18 protein-coding genes are annotated in these 24,503 nt (G+C 42.5%); 5 read left to right on the top strand and 13 right to left on the bottom strand.

Annotated features, from left to right (window positions below):
* Positions 1-210: 210 nt before the first annotated feature.
* The 7 genes from RCH20_RS00235 to RCH20_RS00205 all read right to left on the bottom strand — a co-directional run bounded on the left by RCH20_RS00235 (position 211) and on the right by RCH20_RS00205 (position 11,024).
* Positions 211-2,562, bottom strand: coding sequence for a heavy metal translocating P-type ATPase (locus RCH20_RS00235; RefSeq protein WP_327192174.1), 2,352 nt, complete (start codon positions 2,560-2,562; stop codon positions 211-213).
* Between the two features lie 474 nt (positions 2,563-3,036).
* Entirely contained in the window at positions 3,037-3,261 is a 225-nt protein-coding gene (locus RCH20_RS00230) for a heavy-metal-associated domain-containing protein (RefSeq protein WP_209956661.1), read from the bottom strand.
* A 235-nt stretch (positions 3,262-3,496) separates the two neighbouring features.
* Positions 3,497-3,751 carry a heavy-metal-associated domain-containing protein gene (locus RCH20_RS00225; RefSeq protein WP_327192173.1) on the bottom strand — a complete coding sequence of 85 codons (255 nt, stop codon included), beginning with the start codon at positions 3,749-3,751 and terminating at the stop codon, positions 3,497-3,499.
* 18 nt (positions 3,752-3,769) lie between these two features.
* Positions 3,770-4,660 carry a 3-deoxy-8-phosphooctulonate synthase gene (gene kdsA, locus RCH20_RS00220; protein WP_327192172.1) on the bottom strand — a complete coding sequence of 297 codons (891 nt, stop codon included), beginning with the start codon at positions 4,658-4,660 and terminating at the stop codon, positions 3,770-3,772.
* Between the two features lie 650 nt (positions 4,661-5,310).
* Positions 5,311-6,945, bottom strand: coding sequence for a CTP synthase (locus tag RCH20_RS00215; protein ID WP_209956641.1), 1,635 nt, complete (start codon positions 6,943-6,945; stop codon positions 5,311-5,313).
* 198 nt (positions 6,946-7,143) lie between these two features.
* On the bottom strand, positions 7,144-8,208 hold the full coding sequence (locus RCH20_RS00210) for a porin (protein ID WP_327192171.1): 1,065 nt from the start codon (positions 8,206-8,208) through the stop codon (positions 7,144-7,146).
* 617 nt (positions 8,209-8,825) lie between these two features.
* Entirely contained in the window at positions 8,826-11,024 is a 2,199-nt protein-coding gene (locus tag RCH20_RS00205; protein WP_327192170.1) for a malate synthase G, read from the bottom strand.
* Positions 11,025-11,653: 629 nt separating this feature from the next.
* On the opposite strand from RCH20_RS00205, the gene RCH20_RS00200 reads away from it, so the two are divergent.
* Positions 11,654-12,391, top strand: coding sequence for a tRNA-(ms[2]io[6]A)-hydroxylase (locus RCH20_RS00200; RefSeq protein WP_327192169.1), 738 nt, complete (start codon positions 11,654-11,656; stop codon positions 12,389-12,391).
* Between the two features lie 415 nt (positions 12,392-12,806).
* Here the strand turns inward: RCH20_RS00200 and RCH20_RS00195 are convergent, their stop codons facing one another.
* The 6 genes from RCH20_RS00195 to mtgA all read right to left on the bottom strand — a co-directional run bounded on the left by RCH20_RS00195 (position 12,807) and on the right by mtgA (position 18,834).
* Positions 12,807-13,337 (bottom strand): GlcG/HbpS family heme-binding protein, encoded by a 531-nt coding sequence (locus RCH20_RS00195; protein ID WP_327192168.1) that lies wholly within the window; start codon positions 13,335-13,337, stop codon positions 12,807-12,809.
* 558 nt (positions 13,338-13,895) lie between these two features.
* Positions 13,896-14,441, bottom strand: coding sequence for a hypothetical protein (locus tag RCH20_RS00190; RefSeq protein WP_327192167.1), 546 nt, complete (start codon positions 14,439-14,441; stop codon positions 13,896-13,898).
* Between the two features lie 173 nt (positions 14,442-14,614).
* Positions 14,615-14,911, bottom strand: a complete 297-nt coding sequence (locus RCH20_RS00185; RefSeq protein WP_327192166.1) for a hypothetical protein — start codon at positions 14,909-14,911, stop codon at positions 14,615-14,617.
* 73 nt (positions 14,912-14,984) lie between these two features.
* A complete protein-coding gene (locus tag RCH20_RS00180) occupies positions 14,985-15,155 on the bottom strand; it encodes a hypothetical protein (protein ID WP_327192165.1) in 171 nt (56 codons plus the stop codon).
* 555 nt (positions 15,156-15,710) lie between these two features.
* Positions 15,711-17,957 carry a polyphosphate kinase 1 gene (gene ppk1, locus RCH20_RS00175; protein WP_327192164.1) on the bottom strand — a complete coding sequence of 749 codons (2,247 nt, stop codon included), beginning with the start codon at positions 17,955-17,957 and terminating at the stop codon, positions 15,711-15,713.
* A gap of 190 nt (positions 17,958-18,147) precedes the next feature.
* A complete protein-coding gene (gene mtgA, locus RCH20_RS00170; protein ID WP_327192163.1) occupies positions 18,148-18,834 on the bottom strand; it encodes a monofunctional biosynthetic peptidoglycan transglycosylase in 687 nt (228 codons plus the stop codon).
* 480 nt (positions 18,835-19,314) lie between these two features.
* Here mtgA and RCH20_RS00165 point away from each other — a divergent pair, with 480 nt between their 5' ends.
* From RCH20_RS00165 to RCH20_RS00150, 4 genes are all read left to right on the top strand, one after another.
* A complete protein-coding gene (locus tag RCH20_RS00165) occupies positions 19,315-19,641 on the top strand; it encodes a glutaredoxin family protein (protein ID WP_327192162.1) in 327 nt (108 codons plus the stop codon).
* A gap of 471 nt (positions 19,642-20,112) precedes the next feature.
* Positions 20,113-21,873 (top strand): L-lactate permease, encoded by a 1,761-nt coding sequence (locus RCH20_RS00160; RefSeq protein WP_327192161.1) that lies wholly within the window; start codon positions 20,113-20,115, stop codon positions 21,871-21,873.
* 258 nt (positions 21,874-22,131) lie between these two features.
* Positions 22,132-23,340: an alpha-hydroxy acid oxidase gene (locus tag RCH20_RS00155; RefSeq protein WP_209956632.1), complete on the top strand. Its 1,209-nt coding sequence runs from the start codon at positions 22,132-22,134 to the stop codon at positions 23,338-23,340.
* A 98-nt stretch (positions 23,341-23,438) separates the two neighbouring features.
* A complete protein-coding gene (locus RCH20_RS00150; RefSeq protein WP_327192160.1) occupies positions 23,439-24,476 on the top strand; it encodes a rhomboid family intramembrane serine protease in 1,038 nt (345 codons plus the stop codon).
* Positions 24,477-24,503: the final 27 nt, after the last annotated feature.

Raw genomic sequence — 24,503 nt, 5'->3', positions numbered from 1 at the left:
TCAATAATCGGCTACAATGCTTGGCATCATAGCATAAATCGAATTAAACATCGCCTATCTTAATGCGAATCATTATAGATTATAACTGATTGTTCGACCCATTTTTAAATGTGATATTAGCGTTGATATCTTTATAACGTTGATATCTTTATAACGTTGATATCTTTATAACGTTAATATCTTTATGAGTATCAACCCACACTCAGCCAATTATGCAGAAACTGATTGTTGTGCGTCTGGCTTAGACGTGGTCACAGTATTCTCCAGCTCAACCTCTGTTTTGAAGCGCGTTAAGCGCAGCGCATTCATTAATACTGATATGGAACTGAGGGCCATTGCTGCCGCAGCAATCATTGGGTTTAAAAAGCCAAAAGCGGCTAATGGAATACCCAGACAGTTATAGATAAAGGCAAAAAATAGATTTTGTTTAATATTACGTACCGTTGCATGGGCGATTTTTTGTGCGGCATCGATATGCATTAATGATTCACCCATCAAGCGCGCAGAGGCACTATGCTGTGCCACATCAGTACCTTCAAACATGGCAAAACTGGCATCAGCGGTTGCCATCGCTGGCGCATCATTAACCCCGTCCCCTGCCATAGCCACTTTGCGACCCGCCGTTTGTAATTTAGCGATTTGACTGGCTTTATCGCGCGGACTCATTTTACCATAAGCCACCTTAATACCCAGCTGCTCTGCCACATGATCGACCACCGACTGCTTATCTCCACTCATCAAGATCACATCGATACCCGCATCTTGTAGCGCCGTGATTGCTTGCGGAGTATCAGCCTTTAAATCATCAGCCAAGGCAAACGCGCCCAATGGCTCATCATTAATACTAATTGCGACAGTACTGGCGATTTGCCATACTTTTGGCATCATCTTTGGCAGTATTAGATTGGCAAATTCTGCTGTGCCAACCTTCACTATACCCAGACCTACAATTTGCGCTTGAATGCCAGCACCTTTAATGACGCTAATGTCTGTCACCGATAATAACGGCAATTGACGTTCGTTTGCGGTATTGATTAATGCGGTAGCCAATGGATGGCTAGCATGGACTTCCACACTGGCCGCTAGCTGGAGCACTTCGTCAACGGATATTGATTTATCAACCATCACTTGATCGACGATGGTGGGTTTGCCAACGGTCAATGTGCCGGTTTTATCGAGCACCACGGTATCGATATCGCCTGCGGCCTCTAAACTTTGTGCATCTTTAAACCAAACTCCATGACGTGCCGCCACGCCCATACCTGCCATAATCGCAGCTGGCGTCGCCAAACCGAGCGCACAAGGACAGGCAATGACCAATACCGACACGGCATGCATTAAAGCGATATCGACCATACCGGTCAGCCACCACGTTAGCCCAAAGGTGACAAGCGCAATGGTGACAACTACAGGGACAAAGATAGCGGTTACTTTATCTGCAAGGCGAGCCAGCTTGGCTTTAGAGCCTTGCGCATCGCTAAGCGCTTGTACCATATCGCCCAATTTAGTATCGCTACCTTTAGCGCGTACGCGATATAGTAAGCTGCCATTTTCGACCAAGGCACCTGCCAGTAGCTCATCGCCTTGTTGTTTTTTGAGTGGTACTGATTCACCGGTTAAATGACTTTCTACACACCAACCACTACCATCAATAACCACCCCATCGGTTGCTACGCGGCTGCCTTGCTTGGCGCGTAAAATATCATCAACTTGCACCTCCTGTAGCGCCACTTGATGGAAGTCACCATTAGGCTGCTGCTGTTCAACTTCATCTGGCGTCAGGGTTAGTAATAAATCAATGCTATTGAGGCTGTGCTTTTTAGTGCGTTCTTCTAGATATTTACCCGTACGCACAAAAGCAATGACCATCACGCCAGCTTCAAAATACACTTCTGCGCCATTACCGCCACTATGAGTAGCACTTTGTAGCAGGCTGGCCAAGCTGCCATCACCATGAGTCAGCCAAATGTAAGTCGAATAAACCCAGATAGTTACGGTGCCAAGGACCACCAGCACATCCATATTGGCCAGACCACCTTTAATCGATGCCCAGGCACTACTATAAAACGGTAATGCAAAGCCGAACTGTACAATAGTAGCTAAGACGAACTGTATCCACACTGGCGGCATCCACATCATACCCTGGCCGACCACCATACCTGCCATTCCAACCAAAAATGGTAATAGACATAGCCAAAGCCCAATCAGTCGCCACGGCAGTTGGGTAGCAGTATCTTTATCCGTTTGGGCAAATAAACTATCGCTCTCTTGTAAGTTGGCAATGAATCCGGTCTTATTAACCCATTCAGTCACTTCCTCTGCCGTAGTCTGCGTGGGATTATAGTCCACGTTAGCAGTCTCGCCAGCGAAGTTCACACTCACCTCATAGATAGCCGATTTTTTATTCAGTACTTTTTCTATTCGCGATGCACAGGCCTGACATGACATCCCATCAATCGCTAACTGCAAATGCGCACGCTGCGGTTGGGTTTGGGTATTCGATTGGATATCAGTTTCGACGTCATAAGAAGGGTCAGATGCTGTACTGGTAGAATCATTCATAGATAAAACTCGTCATGGCGATTATAAAATTCTAGAGGCGGTAAATGAGTGCTGTAAATAAGTGCGGCAAATAAGTGCGGTAAAAAATATACTAAATCCATCAATCAGTATCCAACCCATCGATCAGTCATTATCAATCAATCATTCTCAATCAACAGTTACCAAAATAAAGTCAGATAACAGAAACGACTTAACTTGAAATGAGTTTATTACTTAACTTTTCAAATTAGTATGCGTTAACCCTATTATTATACTAAAAAACATATTGACAATACATACTAACTGCTTATTATTGATAAATATTAGGAGAATTTTTTACTTTAACCAATAATTTAGTTTAGATAATTTAATAAATCAGTTGATTATACGCTATAGCTGGGCTATCTATGACGCGTATGAGCTACTGGTTTTCTTAATATTCATGCGTTAAAAAACCAGCCGTGATAGCTGGTTTTATTATAAATATTTCTTAGTTCAAGAATTTGCGACTTCAGTTTCATAACCCGCATCTTCAATTGCGGCAGCGATTTTTTCAGCGCTGGTTAAGCTGTCGTCAAAGGTCACGGTAGCTTGGTTGGTTGGCAGCTCTACAGTCAGGCTAATTAGCCCATCAATATCTCCTGTAACGCTATGTACACTTTCAACACACTTAGCACAAGTCATGCCGTCAATTTTAATAATACGCGTTTGATGTGCCATGTTAGGCTCCTTGTTATTATTTACTAATTTAATATCTATTGATGTAATTATAAGCTAACTAATAATAATTATGAGTTAACTGCTTATACGTTAAGCGATATCGGCTCTAACATCAAGCCAGTTTGGTAGGTGGTTTATTACCAACTTAATAATCCCTAGGATAAGGCGTAGCACTACTAAACAATCAGAATTGAGCATTGAGCATTAAACATTAGACACTAAGCATTAGCAACCCTTACTCATAGTAACGTGGGTTTTGCGGCGCATCAATCGGATACGGCTGAGTGACATAATCGACCATACTAATTGCTGCTGTAAACGCATGGATGGAGGTATCGGTATCCTCATAGCGCACCAAAGCGCTACTACTGGCAGGATCAAGTTCAATAGCCGTCACCCCAGTGATGTTTTTGAGTGCAGTCATCACGCTTTCCAAGCCTTCAGTATCATCGATATTTTCGATACTTACTTTTGCAACTTTAATCGCCATAACCCTATCCTCTTATCGTTATTGAGTGTCTAACCCTTTAAAGCCTTTGACCAAATCATCAATCTGCTTTAGTTGCTGTAAAAATGGCTCTAGTTGACTCATACGCAGCGCACAAGGGCCATCACATTTTGCGGTCTCGGGGCTAGGATGCGCTTCTAAAAACAGTCCTGCTAGACCAGTTGCCATCCCAGCACGTGCAAGGGTTGTTATCTGTTCGCGGCGTCCACCGGCACTGTCACTACGTGCTCCTGGCTGCTGCAAGCTATGGGTCACGTCAAAAAATACAGGCACATTCATCTGTTTCATGGTGTCAAAACCGAGCATATCGACGACTAAATTATTGTAACCAAAGGCACTGCCCCGCTCACATAAGATCAGCTTGTCATTACCGGCCTCCAGGCACTTATTCATGATATGGCGCATTTCATGGGGCGCTAAAAACTGGGCTTTTTTAATATTAATAATCGCGCCAGTCTTGGCCATAGCCTCTACCAAATCGCTCTGTCTCGATAAGAAGGCTGGCAACTGAATAATATCAGCGACTTCTGCCACTGGTGCTGCTTGATACGGCTCATGCACGTCAGTGATAATCGGCACTTGATACTTCTCTTTAATTTGTCCCAGCCAATCAAGGCCTTGTTCTAAGCCAGGTCCACGAAATGAATGCAGGCTTGAGCGATTGGCTTTATCGAAGCTGGCTTTAAACACGTAGCCAATACCCAAACGCTGGCAGATATCGATATATTGCTCAGCGATCTCAAACGCCAGTTCTTTAGACTCTAAAACATTCATACCACCAAACAATACAAACGGCTGATCGTTGCCAATATTGATAGGTTGATTGTTAAGAGGATTGTTATAAGGGCTATTGAGCTGAATATGCGACTGTGCGGTTAATAAGTTGTCCATAAAAAGCTATCCTAGTTATTATTTTTGATGTATCACTATAGTTAAAATACCTTAAAAACGCGACGGTACTGCTGCTATAAGCTTGTTGCAGCCTCTGTCTGCGTAGGCACAGCAAGCAAGAAAAACGTATGCCAGCAGTAGGTTATGTATCGATATTACTTTTCATGGACTATATTACCTATAGCAAAAGATATTACCTATAGCAAAAGATAGTCACTAAAAAACCTTACGTCTATTTTTTATAAACCATCATTTAGGTCATTCAAGCATATTGTAACCGATAGTACTGCAAAAAAAAGCGCACAAATGCAATTAGCCACAATCCACATCAAAACTGTCATGCTTGTCAACCGTATGGTGCTCCGAATTAATTAATGTAATAATGCTCTGCGTTGCGTATAGTTAAAATACCTTAAAAACGCGACGGTACTGCTGGTATAAGCTTTTTGCAGCCTCTGTCTGCGTAGGCACAGCAAGCAAGAAAAATTTATATCAGCAGTATGTTATGTATCGATATTACTTTTCATTGACTATAGTATAGAATTTAGATAAAAAAAGACCAATCCGTAGATTGGTCTTTTTTTATCTGCAACACATGAACTAGTTAAGTGTTATTTATTCAGATCATTTGTACGAGTCATTTAAAACCGCTACTTATTATCACTATAATTTTGGGCCGCTTTTACGAAGCTGTTAAATAACGGATGACCGCCGCGGGGTGAGCTGGTGAACTCAGGATGGAACTGCACTGCGATAAACCAAGGATGATCGGCCAGTTCAATCGACTCAACCAAATGCTGCTTGGCAGAATAGCCTGAAACAATCATACCCGCCTGCTCTAATGGTTCGATATAGCGACTGTTCATCTCATAACGATGGCGATGACGCTCAGTGATTATGCTCGCGCCGTAGATTTGGCTAAGCTTACTACCCGCAACTAACTCTGCTTGCTGTGCGCCTAAACGCATCGTACCACCAAGATCTGAATCATCGGTACGGATTTGTAGCTCGCCGCGCTCATCTAACCATTCAGTAATCAAGCCAATAATAGGTTCGGCAGTCTTGCGGTCAAACTCAGAAGAGTTGGCATCAATATTGAGTACATTACGGGCGTATTCAATCACTGCCAGTTGCATACCCAGGCAGATACCCAGATAAGGGACTTTGTTTTCGCGGGCATAAGTAATGGCTTTTATTTTACCCATGGTACCGCGCTCACCGAAACCACCAGGCACTAAGATGGCATCAGCATCACTCAAACGGGCGAATAAACTGTCATTACTCTCCAAGTGTTCGGCATCAATATAATCAATCTTGACCGCTGCTTTATGAGTAATACCCGCATGTAGTAAGGCTTCATTGATAGACTTATAAGCATCTGGTAACTCAACATATTTACCTACCATTGCGACCGTCACAGTGGTCTCAGGATTGAGCTGAGCCGCGACTACTTTATCCCAATCACTCAAATCTGCTTCAGGTAAATCAAGACCAAAACGCTCACAAACTAGATCATCAAGATCTTGCTCATATAGAGTACGCGGTATCTGATAGATACTTTGAGCATCTTCACACATGATGACTGCACGCTCTTCAACGTTAGTAAATAGCGAAATCTTGCGGCGGTTATCGAGTGAAATATGATGTTCTGAGCGGCAAATCAAGATATCAGGCTGCAGACCAATAGAACGCAATTCTTTGACTGAATGCTGAGTTGGTTTGGTTTTGGTTTCACCGGCGCTGGCAATGTAGGGAACCAAGGTCAGATGCATGAGCATAGCGCTGTTACGACCCAGCTCCACTTGCATTTGACGCACTGCTTCCATAAAGGGTAGCGACTCGATATCACCAACCGTGCCGCCGATCTCGATGATAGCGATATCATAGCCTACGCCACTGGCGATGATTTTACTTTTGATTTCATCAGTGATATGCGGAATAACCTGCACCGTACCACCAAGATATTCGCCACGGCGCTCTTTATTAAGGACGTTCTGATAGATGCGACCACTAGTAAAGTTATTACTCTTGCTCATCTTTGAGCGGCGTAAAAAACGCTCATAGTACCCTAAGTCTAAATCAGTCTCAGCGCCGTCTTCAGTGACGAACACTTCACCATGTTGAAATGGGCTCATGGTGCCTGGATCGACGTTAATATACGGATCCATCTTGGTCATGGTGACGTTGACACCGCGTGCTTCAAGTATCGCAGCAAGAGACGCTGCGGTAATACCTTTTCCTAGTGAGGACACTACCCCACCGGTCACAAATATAAACTTGGTCATAGTACTCTATCGGTAATTGGTAAAAGAGGATTTTACTAAAAATGTGCTATAAAATATAGGGCAAAACTCAAACTTGCTTAAAATTCGAGGTTTTAACCTTGGTCTATTATGACATGCTGAGGGTTTAAAAGGGTCATAACAAAAAAACTCACCCCGAAGGATGAGTCTTTTAGCATACTAGTTATATATAGATTTGATTTAGAAGATGTATTCTAGACCGCCGCCAACTGCAAATAAATCATAGTCAGCACCGTCAAGATCAGCTGAGTTTTGACCGATATAAGCATGAGCAATCATGTTTGGCTTATAAGTATATTCACCGCCTAAGACGATCTGATCAGAATCGACGTTATCAAAACCTCTTACGTTAGTAGTATCGTTGTACTGAAGGTAAACCGCTGCTGGTTTTGCAAAGTTGCTTAGGCCCATTTTAGCGCTTAGCATTAAGCCTTTTTCTTTTTCAGAACCTCTAGAGGTATCATCAAAATTAGTGTTATTAAAATCGAAAGGCATTGCAGGACCATCAAAGTCAGCTACTTGATATAAAGCGCCTACCGTTATTGGGTAAGGAACAAACTTGCTCATATCTACAGTAGCGGTGCCACGGATGAGCTCACCATTTAGGTTCACATCTTTGTCATACGCCAAACCAAATGTGATACCTTTGCCTGCATCAAGCATTGCTGAAGCAGCAAAGCCGCTTTCACTATTACCACCGCCATCCATATCTTCATCAGCCTTATACATAAGGGCAACATCTAATGGTATACCGTTGTATCTAGGCGCTTTCCAGATAACTGAGTTATTACGGCGGCCACTATCGGTCATATTGATACCGTTTTCATTTTCCTCAAGCTCATTCGCGCCTTGATTATCCCAAAAACCACTACCAGAGGTAAGCACGTTGTTTACGTAGTCAAGAACTGAGGTGTTACGACCAAAGCGGAATTCACCGTAACTTTCGTTCTTAAAGCCTAAAAAAGTATCACGGCTTTGAAAGTTTCTATCTGAACCATCAACAGCAACGCCATACTCTAACTGATAGATAACATCAGTATTAGCCGTTATCGCTTCAGAGCCCTTGAAACCAATACGTGAAGAGTTTGAGTTGATTTGTACCGCGTCTTCATTATTGCCTCGAACTTCATCATCTACATCAACGTAATCCATTGTAACGAATGCTTTACCATATACAGTCGGTGCTGCGTTGGCTGCAGATACAGATAGAGCCGCGATTGCTGTAGCTAAAAGTAGTTTTTTCATGGGTAGATCTCCACTTTACAATTTTAGTAATGAACCCGCTAGGATTAGCTGAAGCTCATAATGGTATCGTCACAAATCCTCAAAGATATAATGTGCAACTGCTTACCGAGATTAGTCATAAACAAGTATGGCGAAATTTTATTACCGTAAGATGAAAAAACTATTGCTTACATAATGGGATGTAACTAGGTAATCGTTATGTAATATTGAGTCTTAAACGCTCTATTCTGTAACATCAGTTACCAAACTCATACTTCGAATACAATCATAACAACTCTGACATAATTTGCAACACATTTCTGAGTTTTTAATGTCAATAATAAATAAAGACAATATGTAGTAATTTGGCTGACTTAAGTCTAGCAATACACAGAAAAATACCCCTACTTTCCTGAGAAAATAAGGGTATTAATGGTAGCTGTCGCTATGAAGGACATGAGAAATGCATGGCAATCACGTTAACAACTAGGGTCTCAACGCCTTAAATAAAGCGCTGAGCACTAGTAATAATAACTATTATTTATTTAGATATCAGTAGCCCTTAATGGTTAACACTTATTAATGCTCATAGTCATAGAATAAATATAACTTAACATTAGTTCTATCAGCATATTAAGCTAAACGCTCGCTTTTAAATCTAGACGCGCTTGATGTAATAATGGCTCGGTATAACCGTTAGGCTGATCGCGACCTTTAAGCACTAAATCGCAAGCCGCTCTAAAGGCATAAGAGTGCTCAAAATCAGGGGCCATTGGCTGATAATCAGAATCATTAGCGTTTTGTTCATCGACGATTTTTGCCATACGTTTCATGGTATCCATCACTTGCTGCTCACTGATGATGCCATGGTGTAGCCAATTGGTGATGTGCTGGCTAGAAATACGTAAGGTAGCGCGATCTTCCATGAGGCCAACATCATTGATGTCAGGTACTTTTGAGCAGCCGATGCCTTGGTTCACCCAGCGTACCACATAGCCTAAAATACCCTGAGCATTATTCTCAAGCTCTTGCTGTTTCTCTGCTTCTGTCCAATCAGTATCTTTGGCTAATGGGATAGTTAAGATGTCATCTAGACTAGCGCGTTGACGCGACTTTAGGCTGCTTTGCACCTCAGCAACATTTACTGCATGATAGTGCATGCTATGTAGCGTCGCTCCCACTGGTGACGGTACCCATGCCGTATTGGCACCCGCCTGTGGATGAGCAATTTTGGTCGCAACCATCTCCTTCATATCATCAGGACGCGCCCACATGCCTTTACCTATCTGAGCATGACCTTGCAAACCAGTCTCTAGACCAATATCGACGTTCCACTGCTCATAAGCAGACTGCCATGCTTGCGCCTTCATCTTGCTCTTACGTACGAACGGTCCGGCATTCATACTGGTGTGCATCTCATCACCCGTACGATCCAAAAATCCGGTATTAATGAAGATCACCCGCTCTTGGGCTTGGCGAATGGCTTCTTTGAGGTTGACTGTCATGCGACGCTCTTCATCCATGATGCCCATTTTTACGGTATTGCGTGGTAGGCCCAATACATCTTCTACGGCCGCAAACAGCTCATTGGCAAACGTTACTTCATCAGGGCCATGCATTTTTGGCTTGACGATGTACATAGAGCCCGTACGCGAGTTTGATAGCTCGTTTTTGCCTCGGATATCATTCAACGATAACAATGGCGTCATTAAGCTGTCCATTATGCCTTCGAAGATTTCTTCTGGACCATCGCCTAAGTCAACCATGATAGACGGGTTTTGCATCAAGTGACCGACATTACGAATGAGTAAGAGCGCACGACCCGGTAACACCAACGTGCCGCCATCTGGTGTCGTATATTCGCGGTCTGGATTTTGCTTACGGGTCAGGATTTTGCCATTTTTCTCAAAACTTTCTTGCAGATCGCCATTCATAAGGCCGAACCAGTTGCGGTAAGCGGCGACTTTTTCTTCAGCATCGACAGTAGCAACAGAATCTTCGCAATCTTGAATCGCGCTTATCGCTGATTCTAGTAACACATCTTTGATAGAGGCTGGATCATCTTTACCAATAGGGTTATTGGCATCGATTTGAATCTCGACGTGCAAGTTATTGTTCTTTAGCAAGATACCCGTTGGGCTAACCGCTTCGCCGACATAACCGGCAAACTTAATACGGTCTTGTAGCTGAGTGCTACCCTCACCTTGAGCAATCTCGAGCTTGCCATCAACGACCTTAAAGCCTGTGACCTCATTATATGAGCCTGACGCTAACGCAAAGTTGTCATCTAAGAATTTTTTGGCATAGGCCACCACTGCTGCGCCGCGAGTGGCGTTATAGCCGCCCGTGCTCTCTTGACCATTGTCTTCGCTAATCACATCTGTGCCATATAAGGCATCGTACAAGCTACCCCAGCGGGCATTAGTAGCGTTCAGAGCGTAACGTGCGTTTAATACCGGGACCACTAGTTGTGGCCCAGCAATATCAGTAATCTCTTTATCAACGTTTTCAGTGTTAACCTTAAAGTCAGCGCCTTCTGGCAATAAGTAACCAATGTCTTGCAAGAACTGCTTGTAGGCTGGGTAGTCAATCTCACCATTTTTGGTAGGATTGTCTAAATGCCATTGATCAATCTGTGCTTGCATCTCGGTTCGAATAGCCAACAGTGCCTTGTTGCGCGGGGTAAATTCTTTAATGACTTTTTCAAAACCTAACCAATAGCTGTCTGAATCAACGCCAACTTTAGGCAGCACTTCATTTTCAATAAAGTTGTACAACTGCTGGTTGATTGCAAGAATCCCTTTTTGGATGCGATTAGCGTGAGAAGACTGGCTCATATTGGTGTCCTTAAGTGTACGTGAGATTTATTGGTTTTAATTTATCGACTTGGCGCTTTACACTGATGGTAGCTCGGTATTTGTAGTCGCTTTGCACTAATGATAGCTCGGTATTTGAATGGAGACCCTGAGCAAATTCGGTGACGGCCCCTGTGTTACTTAACGACATGTTCTTAACTATTAACAACGAGACAACAATAGTAAGATAAAACCACAAAAAAGCAAATATCATCCTACTATCAAATATTAAAATAAACAATAAAACACCATTCAGCAAATAAATAACGTACTTTTATATTCATGATAGGCTATAGCCCATCTGTGTTTGGCAGTACAATAGCCATCCGGTGATAGCATGACTTATGGGTAATTATAAACTGTAAGTAATCATTACAAGAGAGCCTTATACTTAATTGTTATCTATTATGGTTGGCTCTCTCATGTTGCTATGAATTATCTTACGTGTATCACTTAAGCTAATATTACAGGGCTATTGATGGATAACACTCTTATTACTGACTATATAGATAAAATACTTCATAGCAGTAAGCTCAATAACCATCACGACCCTTTAAAACACCTAACACTACTCTGGCAACAAACCCTCTTTAATAAAGACTAAAAATATTATGAATATTAGTGATTACGATCATAAAACTGTCTCCTTATCGGCCGATCAGGACCTCAAGCAAATTATTGAAAAAACAGACCCTAACCAACCAGAAGATAGCGTCGATGTTACCCAACTGCGCACACCACTAAAGGTTGATTTGTCTCCCATTTATGAGTTTTTGGGCTGTCGGACCACCCAAACCTGGGTCAAGGCCGCGCTTAATAATTTGCCAATGATTATTCAAGATCATGCCAACTGCGAAAAAAAGGCCGCAGGTACGGCGATGAATCTGATATTTCGTTATGAGTTTTCTTATGATTTGCAGCGCAAACTGGCACAGCTGATACGCGAAGAAATGCTGCATTATGAGCAAGTACTGGGCATCATGCATGAGCGTGGTCAGAATTGGAAACACCTGAGCGCAGGACGTTACGCTAAAGGCATGCTTAAGCACAAGCGCACTCATGAACCAGCAGCGATGATAGATATATTAATTATTGGGGCATTTATTGAAGCGCGATCTTGCGAGCGTTTTGCGGCGTTGGCAGAGGTGACAGAAGATACGCGATTAGCGAAATACTATCGTTATCTATTAAAGTCAGAAAGCCGACATTTTGAAGATTATTTGACCCTAGCGCAGTCGTTAGCGGATGAGAGCATTGATGAGCGGGTGGCACTCTTTAGAGAAGTAGAATCTGAGTTGATTGCCAGTCCAGATTCTGAACTACGCTTTCATAGTGGTGTGCCTGGTTAACAGTTAATGACTGGTATTTAAAACCTATTGATTGCAAGTTACTGCTTATAAAGTACTGCTTATAAATTATTGCTTATAAATTATTGCTTATAAATTATTGCTTATAAATTACTGCTTATAAATTACTGCTTATAGATTACTGCTTATAGATTACTGCTTATAGATTACTGCTTATAGATTACTGCTTATAGATTACTGCTTATAAATTATTGTTTTGAACTTATGGCTTGTCTGTCACTGACTGATTATAGAAGCGAAAAAAAAGAGTCGCCCCAAAGCTCTCGTTTACTTTTGAGAACGTTGGGGCGACTCACAGCAGTACTAGACTTTTGCCACGGAGGCTTTTATAAAAACAAGTTATAAAAGCGATAAGCTATAAAAGCTACCTTGCCATAGAGCTAAAACCGTCTACTGACTACTTTTGTGCAGGAAGCACTTTTTCAATACCTTTAAGGGCGCAGCTTTCATCTTGTACCGCTCCGCCAGCACCGCCTGCAGCGATAGCACCTATCACTTCGTTACCAAATTTTAAGGGTACACCGCCACCAATAAGCAACAAGTCATCTACCGTGTTTAAGTTATTAGAATCTGGATTGGCACGCGCAATATCAGCAAGCTTGCGTGAAGATGTTTTGGTAGATAATGCAGTAAATGCCTTACGAATAGCAGCATCTGTATTATGCGGGCCAACACTGTCATCACGTTGTAAAGCAATTAAATTACCAGCACGATCAACGACCGCTACCACAGCTGATTTCCCTTCTGCATGACAAGCAGCCATAGTGGCATCAATCAATTCATTGGCCAGTGCCAAAGAGACATTAGGCTGTTGCAATACTAGACTGGCTTTGGCAGCAGTAGGATTGGCAGCCAAAACACTGGTTGAACAGCCTATCACGGCTACTGCTAATAACGCTTTGGATAAAATATTTGGCATTAACGTCATGAAAAATTCCTAGAGTAATATTATTTGTACACATGGTTGTTGAATCGGATAATACAGCATTCTATCTAACAGAACGTTATGTTTAGTAAAACGTTGATATAGGCCCTGACTATAGTCAGTTCACAATAAAAAAATTGTGTATAGCAATATGCCGCTGGTATAAATTTTTCTTGCGTGCTGTTCGCAAGCGTGACAGAGGCTGCAAAAAATTCATTCCAGTAGCATTGTATCTTGTTTAAATTGAATCGACTATATCAGCACATTGCTATGAACGACTGTCTTTTGTTTTGAACGGACTGGAGCAGTAGGTCTGGAGCAGTAAGTCTGGAGCAGTAAGCCTGGCTACTTTTATAAGCGCTTTAATGTGCTGATAAAAGCGTGTTTTGAAGATACCCATCAAGTTATTTATTATCATCAGTCAAGCTTATATCATCATGCGCATGATCTTTTGTGACGTTATGCGAGTCATAGTCAGGAGCGGCTATTTCAGCAACAACTGTATCAATATATTTGTACTTTTTAATAACGTTTGTACTGTTTCATACTTTGTTTATAAATTTAATCTTTTTCGCCAGAGTTCAAAATACGAGTTTGCGCATTATCAATATTGGCATAGCGATTCATGTCGGTAATACCTTCACTCTTAGGCGCGTCACTGGTCCTACTATGTTCATTAATGCCTTCGTCGAATGGATTGCCTTTTTGATCACGACGGTCGGGCAGACGCGCTTCATTGTCGCCAGCATTAACATGTACTGAACCCACTAAACTGTCTTGAAAAGTGTCCGTGCCTTTATTGTCCATGCCTTTATTGTCCATGCCTTTGTTGACAGTAGTTTTTTCTTCGATTTTATGGTCGGTAGACATAACGTTATGCTCATTATGGTGAATATCTTCGTGAGTGTGATCACCATGCTCAACATCATCACTAGCATATTGTGTACCAATGACTGTTTCTTGCAGGGTTTGGGTCCCTTTTTGCTCAGCAGTACGGTCGACATTATCAACATTGCCCGCTTTATTCTGCTCATGCACGGTATTGGCATTATTGGCATCAGTATCAGCCGTAGGGCTTTTGCTTGATACAGGATCTTTGGTTTCCATAGTCTTGTCCTTATAATATGTTGTCCTTGAAGCAGCGTATTTAAGCATACTGAACCACTGTTATTAAGGACTAAATGTATGCTTTAGTTCAAATCTTAAAGCATGGTCTCAAAAATGTATTGTTAAAATAGTTTCAGCCCTAGAAAGCTTGAAAGAGTTTTATTAATACATTTCTAAATATCATTACCTTTTTGGCTCAAGTCGTGGGCATCCAAGTCCCCTACGTTTTTACCGCCTGCTGGTAAATCCTCTTCTTTACGTGGATCAGCATAAATCTCATCCGTTTCTTGTGATTTCTGCTGCGGACCGTCTATTTCTGGATCGTACTTACGCCCTTCATAGCTGTCTTCTGTGTTTTTCGGTTTTGCGGCAGCTGAATCACTAACGGGCACTATCTCTTCATTATTTGGGCCTTTAGTATGCTGGCCTTTATGATTAACATTGTCGGTTGTCATATTATCGATTGTCATATCGTATACCTCACATTTATAGTATAAGAATCTAAGCGGTCATTCTAAAATATTAATAAATCTAGGATGACACTTACTTATCGGTGCGTACGGTCTTATCAATAAAGGGTGTTTCTTCTTCCTTAGTCAATTCTTCGGGCGCCTCAACCTTTTTATCGTCTTTTAGGTTTTTGTCGATTTGTTGTGCATTAGCAGGTTCGGCAGCTTGCTTACTATCTGAGGTGTCACTGTTAGTATCACTCATGAGACAAATTCCTATTTTTTATGATTAATTATTGGCCTAGCAGTCTCTATAAGGCAGTCTCTGTAAGTAGCAATTTCTAACCAGGTCGAGCATTTGGGTAGTCATTCATCAGAACATAGTTCTAAATTAGCTGTCAAATACTTGTCGTAAATACCTGTCGTAAATACCTATATAGTTAATGAAAAGTAATATTGATACATAACCTACTGCTGGCATAAGTTTTTCTGGCTTGCTGTGCCTACGCAGACAGAGGCTGCAAAAAGCTTATACCAGCAGTACCGTCGCGTTTTTAAGGTATTTTAATCATAGGACTCATATTAATTATAGATAGGTCAATCACTATTTCACCAGTGTACTGCCGTATCATTGTGTGAATAATTGTGAGGTTACTAGGCAGTTTGTAATTCTTATAGCATTGCAAAGATAAAAAAACCAAGCGCAGGTGAATTCCCACGCTTGGTTCATTATTAAGCAAAGACTTTAGTTTAGAGCCTCAACTTCGTTAGAATCGCACCTTTAAACAGCTTTACTAGTCCGTATTGCTAGAGAACTGAATTAAACGGAGCCACCAACATGGTTGATCGTCTTTAGTAAATAATCTTGCGCAATGTGCAATGGTTCACCTACTGCAGGCTGGGTTTGTTGCCACTGGCCATCACCACTCAGTAGCCAAGCCTGAATGTTGTCTTGTAGATAGTTTAATAGCCCATCTTGGTAAATTTGTTCGAACAGCTTTTTATCTTCAATCGGAAACGCGACCTCAACCCGGTGGAACAAGTTGCGATCCATCCAGTCGGCACTACCGCAATACAAACGCTGCTCGCCGTCATTGTAAAAATAATAAATGCGAGTGTGCTCTAAAAATCGCCCAATGACCGAACGTACGGTAATGTTCTCAGACAGGCCTTGCACTTGTGGACGCAGGCAACACATAGAGCGTAAAATCAGCTCAACCTTAACCCCTGCTTGCGAGGCATCATATAGCTTGTCGATCAGCCGGCGTTCTGTCAGGGCGTTGGCTTTGACGATGATGTGCGCTTTCTTACCAGCCTTAGCATGAGCAATCTCATCGTCAATGAAGCTCATTAACTTGTCATGCAAGGTAAACGGCGCATGCAATAACTTTTTGAGATTCGCTGGTTTGCCCATACCGGTAAGCTCATGAAAAATCTTGTGGACGTCTTCAGAAATATCAGGATCAGCGCTGAATAATCCGTAATCGGTATAAACCTTGGCATTCGCTGCATGATAGTTACCAGTGCCTAGATGCACGTAGCGGCGAATTTTATCGTCCTCACGGCGCACGATAAGCATGAGCTTGGCATGGGTTTTATAACCGACGATACCGTAAACCACTACCACGCCTGCTTCTTGCAGATAGTTGGCCACTGCAATATTGGAGGCCTCATCAAAGCGGGCACGTAGCTCAATGACCGCAGTGACTTCTTTGCCATTACGAGCGGCTGCGGCCAGCGCTTGGACAATCTCTGAGTTGGTGCCTGAACGATATAGGGTTTGCTTAATCGCCAATACTTTTGGATCGTTGGCGGCTTGCCATAGCAAATTGACAATCGGTGAAAACGCATGAAAGGGATGATGAACCAAGACATCGCCTTTACGCATAGCGGCGAACATGCTGGTGGTAGTGTCCAGCTTATCGAGCTCACGGCGAAAGGGTTTGGGAATAATATGAGTAAAAGACTTATAACGCAACTCTGGAATATTAAAATCAAATAGCAGCCGTGTTAAATTCACCGGACCATTAACCCGATACAGCTGGTTGTCATGCAACTCAAATTCATTGAGTAGGTAATCGCAGATATTAGTAGGACATTCGGTGGTGACCTCAAGGCGTACCTTGTCACCAAATCGGCGGTTTTCGAGCTCACCTTCAAGGGCCTTGGCGATATCCTCGACATCGTCGGCCAGGTCTAAATCAGCATTACGCGTTAGTCTAAACTGATGACAGCCAGTCACATTCATACCTGGGAACAGCTCGCCGACATGCTCATGAATAACGGCTGATAGCATAATATGATGTTCTTTACCCCCAGTCAGCTCATCAGGCAGACGAATCACTCGCGGTAGACTGCGTGGCGCCGGGACAATCGCCAAATTGATATCACGACCAAAGGCATCTTTGCCTTCTAAAGTGGCAATAAAGTTTAGGCTCTTATTGACCAATCTAGGGAATGGGTGCGCCGGATCAATGCTAATCGGCGTCAGTACTGGTGCGACCTGCTCGATAAAGTAACGCTTCATCCATGCCGACTGCTCGGCATTAAGCTCATCGCGCTTTAGGTAACGAATATCCCGCTCAGCCAATGCCGGTAAGATGTCTTCATTCAGAATACGGTATTGCTCGTCAATGGCATTATGAGTTACGGCTGATATCTCATTAAGGATTTCACTGGGGCGCATACCATGAGCACTGGTCGAGACATCACCGATGTTCAACTTTTGCATAATACCTGCAACCCGAATCTCAAAAAACTCATCTATGTTTGATGAAAAAATCATCAAGAAGAATAGCCGCTCAAGTAAAGGATGGTGCGGACTGGCCGCTTGCGCCAATACGCGTAGATGAAACTGTAACAAGGACAAGTCACGGTTAATATAACTATTGGGAGAGTAACTACCATCTTCTGAACGCTGCCAGCCAATTTGGGCAAAAGTGTCACTGCTCTTAACGTGGCTGTGATTAACAGTTATATTATTTTTATTATTAACACTGGCTTGGTTATTAGTACTATTGTGGGTATGGTTGTCGTTGATATCATGCTGATTATTGGTGCCTACCATGCCACTGCTCCTTTATTATTATTGATTACTATCAACAGTAACTATAATCCATATTACCGCAACTTGACCACACTTCAACTGTATATCTTAATGGCTTCACCGTTATTACTTTACTGACAGTATCTTACTGATATTACTTTATTGATATTACTTTATTGATATTACATTTTGAGTTTGAAGATTAAACAAACTAAGCAGTTTGCGGTAGTACCGCATTTTTCATACGTTTTTTGATAACGCGTTGTTTGTTACGCAGGCTTCTGTCACTGCGGTTGTCTTCGTAATATTTCGGATTGGTGAGCATGCCGATGAGTAATGCTGACTCATCACGATTGAGGTTGGCGGCAGACTTATCAAAATAATGGTGGGCGGCGGCGTCAATACCGTAGATGCCATTACCGAACTCGGCCACATTTAAATAAGCGGTCAAGATACGCTGCTTGTCCCACAAGGTTTCAATCATCACAGTAATAATAGCCTCTTCACCTTTACGTATATAAGAGCGGTGCGAGGTTAAAAATAGATTTTTGGCCAATTGCTGAGTAATAGTTGAGCCACCTGCCGACATTTTACCAGACGCCTCATTTTTTTTCATTGCTGCTGAAATACCATCAAAATCGAAGCCGTTATGTTGGCTGAAGGTCGAATCTTCACTGACAATAGCGGCTTGCTTGGCTGATTTTGCAATCGCATCATAATCAGCCCAGGTTTGGGTCACGCTACCACCAGTAAGCCGATAGGTCAGCATAAACATACTATTATTAATCGGCTGAGTCTTCCAAACGATCAGCAACCCCGCGACCAGCACATGAAAAGCTACGAATAATAGCATTGCTGCTAAAAATAGTCGTTTGATAAATCTGCCAGAACTTGTCATGCGCGCAATATCCAAATGATTAAAAAAAGTGTCAACATAATCGAGTAGATAAGATCATGTTTGGGCAAATAGAACAGTCGAACAAGTAGTATTGCGACACTTTTACTGATGCCATATTGTTAATATTATTTTGCCAATACTATGTCGCTACACTCAGACGGTAGCCGGGCTTCATGAAGTCGCTTCGTCGAGCACAGGTGACACGATAGCGGATTTATAGGTCTTTGACTATAACAATAAACAGCAGGCTATTTTACCTAATCTCACAATCACTGTCATTATTTGCGCAGTTTCTTTATCATATACCAATAACCTAGCGGTATTAATTTCTTGATATTTGGCTATAACTCACAATAAAAAAACTCTGTTTTGGGGTAATTGCTAACCAAAATAGCTACTTACCTAACATGCCTAACTAACTAACATACTTATCCATAATGTTAGTGAATCCATAATACTAGTAGAAGACTGAATCTAAACATGAGTACCAACATGAGTATCAATAGCCATGACCCTATCAAACAGCTAAGAGCACGTATAGTTGAGGCCTTACCTAATCTTGACACGCCGGAACATAGTAATGAATGGTGGTTATTGGGTACGTCTGGCTGTCATTTATGTACTGAAGCTGAAAACCTTATGTTACGTTTTCAAGCGGTGCAGCCGATTACTTACCAGCAGGTCGATATTGCCGACTTCGATGAACCATTAATGATGGTGTTTGCCACCACCATACCAGTACTGCTGACCCCCTCTAGGCGATTAAACTATCCTTTTTCAGTCATGGATTTGCAACAATTATTGTAATCTGACGTTTAACTGAATTAAAGTTTATTCGACCACTCTTGCCGCTGACACAAATTATTTGCTATTCACTTCTACCTCGTTAGTTTATTTTGTGCAGTACGTAATTATCTACTGGTATAAATTTTAGACTTTTGTTATGTTGACGCTCTAGTCAGTTTTTTATGCTGATTAGAAAAAAACCGATACCTATCAAAATCTTAACTTTCAATCAGTTCAATATAAAAAATACAAGTTTAATAAAGTCTGATAACTGGCCTATTGATAGCTACTTTTAAATCTAGACATTCTCAATATTTTAACGATATTGTGGTGCTGCGCGCAGCTGTTACCGCTAGTAACTCATGCGAAGTTGGTGCTATAGTGAGCCGTTGTAATGGATTACAATAGATTTAACGCTAAAAAATAGTCATCCTGACTTCGAGCTTAGTAACAATAATGAGCTGGTACATATATCAACAAGGATTGTTAATAATGTATACCTTTCTGGCCTTAGCGCCAATTTTAGTTGTTCTCGTGCTGCTGGTGGTCATGCGACTACCGGCCAAAATATCTATGGGCGTTGCCTACTTAGTAACCGCGCTGTTAGCCCTATTCGTATGGCAGGCCAGTGGTGCCCAAGTGGCGGCTGCTACCGTCAATGGGGTCATCGTCGCACTCACCCTGTTGTTTATTGTATTTGCCGCTATTTTATTGCTGAATACTTTAAAAGAAGGGGGTGCTATTGTCGCTATCCGTAAAGGCTTTATGGATATTTCACCCGATAGACGCATTCAAGTAATTATTGTGGCGTGGTTATTCTGCTCAATGGTAGAAGGCTCATCAGGATTTGGTACGCCATCTGCTATCGGTGCACCACTACTGTTGGCTTTAGGTTTCCCAGCGATGGCGTCAGTTATGGCGGTGCTAATCATTCAATCAACACCCGTATCATTTGGGGCTGTTGGCACACCAGTATTACTTGGCGTTTGGACTGGCATCAATGATAAGCAAGATATCACCCAGGCTATTGCGCCACTCTCAGCTGAAAATTATCTATTACAAATTACCGGTAATATTGGTCTGATACATGCGCTAGTCGGCTTTTTGATTCCGTTACTTTTAAGTGGATTTTTGACTCGGTTCTTTGGAAAAAAACGCTCCTTTGTTGAAGGGCTTAAAGTATGGCCCTTTGCTATATTCGCCGGTCTCAGCTTTACCGTTCCTTACTTTTTAGTGGCCAAATATCTAGGTCCTGAGTTCCCGTCACTAGTTGGTGGTTTCATTGGTCTAATGATCGTACTTCCAGCAGCGAAACGCGGCTTTTTGATGCCTAAAGACACCTTCGATTTTGCGCCACGCGCCAAATGGGATAAAGACTGGCTGGGCTCGCTACCTGAAGAAAAGTATGATGATACCGTTGCGCCGAAGTTTTCTTTGGTTCGGGCGTTTTCTCCTTATCTTATCGTTATTGGCTTATTAATTATCACTCGAGTGATTGCACCGCTTAAAGCATTTTTGACTGGCGATTTGACCACCATAGAGTTTAGTAATCTTTTTGGTACGACTATTTCTAGTAAAATACAGCTTGCCTACTCTCCAGGTGCCATTCTAATTATTGCTTCCTTAACCTGTATCTTGCTGTTCAAAATGAACGGACAAGCTGTAAAACGTAGTTGGAGCAGTTCGGCAAAAACCATGGTAGCGGCTGCACCAGCCTTGCTGTTTTCGGTACCTATGGTACAAGTATTCATCAACTCTGGTTCAGCCGCTGAAGTAGCGACAGCGCTACCCGCAATGCCCATATTACTGGCTGAAAGTGCTGCGGGTGCCTTTCAAAATGCCTGGCCATTAGTGTCGCCATGGATTGGTGCGATGGGTGCGTTCATTGCAGGCTCCAATACCGTCAGTAATATGATGTTCTCTTACTTTCAGTGGTCCACCGCCAGTCAAATTGGCTTCAATACCGACCTTGCGGCACAAGTGGTAGCCCTACAAGCGGTAGGCGGTGCAGCTGGTAATATGATTGCGGTACATAACGTAGTTGCTGCTTGCGCAGTAGTTGGCCTGATGGACAAAGAAGGCTATGTTATTCGCAAAACCTTGATCGCAATGACCTACTATGTTGTTCAGGCAGGATTGATCGGCATGGCTATTATCTTTGGTCAAATGTGGTGGTGGGTCTTGGCTGTCATCTGGCCAATAGCATTCTTTGGACTCATGGCCATGACCAGTAAAAAAGCCGTTGCTCAATAAGAGAACGCTATACTGGAAAACCAGTTAAACCGTATTAATTCATCATAAACCCTTAAACAGACGCTATTATATTCATTGTGATAGCGTCTGTTTTATTTCATAGATACATCAGTTTTATATAATAGTCATATCGGTTTTATTTCATAGATACCATAGTGTAGTTCAATAATTAACGATAGAATATCAATGACAACGACAACGACAACGACAACATCATAATTATTAAGTAGTCACCACATCAGCACCAAGGAAGATTCCATGAAAGATTTGAGCAAAATTACTGAAATTGAAGACTTACGGCGTGTGGCACAACGAAAAATACCGCGCATGTTTTATGATTATGTCGACTCAGGCTCATGGACCGAGACCACCTACCGTAATAACGAAACTGACTTTGACCGCATTAAACTGCGTCAGCGGGTGTTGGTCAATATGGAAGGGCGCTCACTTGCTACTGAAATGCTGGGGACACCAGTAAAAATGCCGGTTGCTATTGCACCGACTGGCTTTACTGGCATGATGTGGGCAGACGGAGAAATCCTCGCAGCGCAGGCAGCAGAGAAGTTTGGCGTACCGTTTTCACTATCGACTATGAGTATTTGCTCTATTGAAGATGTGGCAGAACATACCAGTGCGCCCTTTTGGTTTCAGCTATACATGATGCGCGATATGGACTTTATAGCCAATCTGATTCGCCGCGCCAAAGAAGCCAATTGCTCAGCGTTAATCCTGACCGCCGATTTACAAGTGCTCGGCCAACGTCATAAAGACATCAAGAATGGTCTGTCTGCGCCACCAAAACCAACGCTTGCCAACATCTTAAATCTGATGACCAAGCCCGAATGGTGTATGAATATGTTGGGCACCAAGCGTCGTACCTTCGGTAATATCGTCGGTCACGCTAAGAATGTCGAAGATATCTCATCACTATCAGCGTGGACGGCTGAGCAGTTCGATCCTGCGCTGAGCTGGGACGATGTTGCCCGAATCAAAGACATGTGGGGTGGTAAGCTGATTATCAAAGGTATTATGGAGCCGGAAGACGCCGTACTGGCAGCTCGTAGCGGTGCCGATGCGCTAGTGGTCTCCAATCACGGTGGCCGTCAATTAGATGGTGCGCCCTCTTCCATTTCATCCTTAGCCGATATCGTACAAGCGGTGCGCGCTGAGGACAGTCAGATTGAGATTTGGCTCGATAGTGGTATTCGTTCTGGGCAAGATGTACTCAAAGCGATGGCGTTAGGCGCAAATGGTACAATGATTGGCCGCGCATTCTTATATGGTCTTGGCGCCTATGGCGAGGATGGCGTCCGCCGAGCACTTGAGCTGATTTATAAAGAATGCGATATCAGCATGGCATTTTGTGGTCATACCGATATCAATGAAGTGCGCGATGATATCTTAGTCAAGGGTACCTACGAGCACCTTAAAACTGCCTTGCCTTATGTGGCACCTATGCGCTGGTAGCTGTAAACAAGATAGGCACTGAGACGTTTTGATAGCTTTCTTTATACTATCCATACCCTTTATACTCTACCTATACCTTTTGATTGATATCTCGTTTTATGACTATCCAGCAACTGTTCAAAACCGCACCTATCACTACTTTATTATTAATCAGCTTTGTCGGATTATATATCGTACAGGTGCTGTCTGGTGTTGATGCTAATAATCCGTCAATAGCGGCATTATTGAAGTGGGGTGCCAATGCCCTACCTTATACTATGGGCGATGAGCCTTGGCGACTGGTCAGTAGCGGGTTTTTGCATATTGGCTTGATGCATCTACTGTTCAACGGCTTTGCCATGTACTTTTTTGGTCAGATTGCAGAGCCGATGTTTGGTTCAGCTAAGTTTTTGGCATTGTTTTTATTGGCAGCAGTTGGTGGTAATCTGCTCAACAGTTATGTCACATGGCAAGGTATTTTAGACGAAACGGCGCAGCCCGGTATATCTGCTGGTGCGTCTGGTGGCATCATGGGTATCGGAGCGGCGTTATTGATAGCGACCTTCTTTAAAATGTCTGTGAATGGCATGATACTGAATCTAAGAAGTCTTATTTTTATTATGGGTATTAACCTAGTTTATGGCTTTGCAGTGCCCGGTATCGATAATGCAGGGCACATTGGCGGGGCGATTACCGGTCTGGTAATTGCGTTATCCGTTGGTATTGCTTATCGACAGCGTGCGGCTGCGCTACAAGCATCTATAGTGAATTATCAGACCTATTATAGAAGTCATTCGTATAGTAGCAATATTGATAATGACTCTATTGATAATGACTCTGTTAATAATGAATATAGAAACAATAGTACTATTTATGCTGATACTGACAGCAATATCCCTGTAAACTTGGATGACAATACCAGTGTAAATACTCAGTTTGATGCGGTTACTGTTAATAATATTTCTGTTAACAAAGACAATAGTGCCGATTTTAATATCAACAGTAACCCTAAAACCATAACGGCTGCAGCAATCAAGCCTGCCATCGTTTGGCAGATACTTCCTTGGATAACCATGCTACTAGTCACCATCGGTTTTATCTGGTGGTGGCAGGACATTCACAACCAAATGCTACAAGTACTAGCAACCATTAAGTAAGTAACTGCGTTTAATTATTACTGCTAA

Source organism: Psychrobacter sp. PL15 (assembly GCF_035984995.1).
In the GTDB taxonomy this organism is placed as follows: domain Bacteria; phylum Pseudomonadota; class Gammaproteobacteria; order Pseudomonadales; family Moraxellaceae; genus Psychrobacter.
This window is presented reverse-complemented; position numbering and strand designations above follow the sequence as displayed.